Below are 1,859 nucleotides of genomic sequence, written 5' to 3' on the forward strand. Positions count from 1 at the left end.
GCCGACCAGGCGCCGCCGGCCGCCCCCCAGCCGGCTGGCGAGCCCGCCGAAGATGAATCGCCGGCCTCGGCGCACAAGTTGGCCGAGGCGGAGGTGCCCGAACCTGCAAGCCCGCCAGCCGCCAACGCTGGCACCGGCCAGCGCGAGCACGCCGAGGTGATCGAGCCCAGCCGTCCCACCGGCCCGGCCCTGCAGGAAAAGCCCAGAGCGCCGGTGCAGGGTGGCAAGGGTGGCGAGAAGAAGGGCTGGTTTGCGCGCATGCGCGAGGGCCTTGGCAAGACTCGGGCCAACCTGAGCGACGGCCTGGCCGACCTGTTCATGGGTGCCAAGCAGATCGATGACGAGCTGATCGAGGACATCGAGACCCAGCTGCTGATGGCCGACGTCGGTATCGAGGCCACCAGCGAAATCATCGAGGCGCTGACCGATCGCGTCTCGCGCAAGGAGCTGAAGGACCCCGAGGCGCTGTATCGTGCGCTGCAGCAGGAGCTGGCCGCCATGCTCGGCGAGGTCAGCCAGCCCCTGAGCCTCGAGACCGCCGACGGTGGGCCCTTCGTCATCCTGGTGGTGGGCGTCAACGGCGTCGGCAAGACCACCACCATCGGCAAGCTGACCCAGCGCTTCCAGCGCGAGGGCAAGAGCGTGATGCTGGCGGCGGGGGATACCTTCCGCGCGGCTGCGGTAGAGCAGCTCAAGGTGTGGGGCGAGCGCAACAGCGTGCCGGTGGTGGCTCAGCACACCGGCGCCGACAGCGCCTCGGTGATCTATGACGCCGTGGCGGCGGCCCGTGCCCGTGGCGTCGACGTCTTGATCGCCGATACCGCTGGTCGCCTGCACAACAAGAGTCACCTGATGGAAGAGCTCAAGAAGGTCCATCGGGTGATGGGCAAGCTCGATGCGCAGGCGCCTCACGAGGTGATGCTGGTGCTCGACGCCGGTACCGGCCAGAACGCCTTGTCCCAGGCGGCCACCTTCAACGAGGCGGTTCCGGTCAGCGGGATCACCCTGACCAAGCTCGACGGTACCGCCAAGGGGGGCGTGATCTTCGCCCTGGCCAAGCAGCTGAAGACGCCGATCCGCTTTATCGGGGTGGGTGAGAGTCTGGATGACCTGCGGCCGTTCAAGGCCGAGGACTTCGTCGACGCCCTGTTCGATCGTCGCCCGAGTGACGCCGACGAATGATCGCCTTCGAGCACGTCGGCAAGCGCTATGGAGGGCGCTTCGAGGCGCTCTCCAATATCGATTTTCGCGTCTCGCGGGGCGAGATGGTGTTTCTCACCGGCCATTCCGGTGCCGGCAAGAGTTCGCTGCTTCGGCTGATCATGCGCCTGGAGCGACCCAGTCGCGGACGGGTGATGGTCGCCGGTCACGATATCGACAAGCTGCATCCCAGCCAGTTGCCGTTCTACCGGCGTCAGATCGGGGTGGTCTTCCAGGACCACCAGCTGCTGTTCGACCGCTCGATCTATCACAATGTGGCGTTGCCGCTGGAGATCCGCGGCCTGGCGCCGCGGGATATCGCGCGGCGGGTCCGCGCCGCACTCGACAAGGTCGGCCTGCTGCACCGCGAAAAGGCGCTTCCCATCGAACTTTCCGGCGGCGAGCAGCAGCGCGTGGGCATCGCCCGGGCGGTGGTCAACAAGCCCGCCCTGCTGCTGGCCGATGAGCCTACCGGTAATCTCGACCCTCAGTTGTCCGCCGATATCATGGGGCTGTTCGAGGACTTTCATCGCATCGGCACCACGGTGATGATCGCCAGTCACGATCTGGCGTTGATCGCCAGGCTGCGTCACCGCACCCTGCGCCTGAGCGAGGGGCGCCTGGTGGCCGACGAGGAGGCCGCATGAGCGCTCGCCATT

Annotated in this window: 2 protein-coding genes; both read left to right on the top strand. The window is 67.1% G+C overall.

From position 1 onward, the window contains the following. The coding region (gene ftsY / locus NH448_RS23385) for a signal recognition particle-docking protein FtsY (RefSeq protein WP_253029593.1) at positions 1–1,182 on the top strand (1,182 nt) is incomplete at its 5' end. Then, entirely contained in the window at positions 1,179–1,847 is a 669-nt protein-coding gene (gene ftsE / locus NH448_RS23390) for a cell division ATP-binding protein FtsE (RefSeq protein WP_045991304.1), read from the top strand. The genes ftsY and ftsE, both read left to right, overlap by 4 nt. Positions 1,848–1,859 lie beyond the last annotated feature (12 nt).

The sequence above is a fragment of the Halomonas sp. OfavH-34-E genome, assembly GCF_024124525.1.
In the GTDB taxonomy this organism is placed as follows: domain Bacteria; phylum Pseudomonadota; class Gammaproteobacteria; order Pseudomonadales; family Halomonadaceae; genus Halomonas; species Halomonas litopenaei.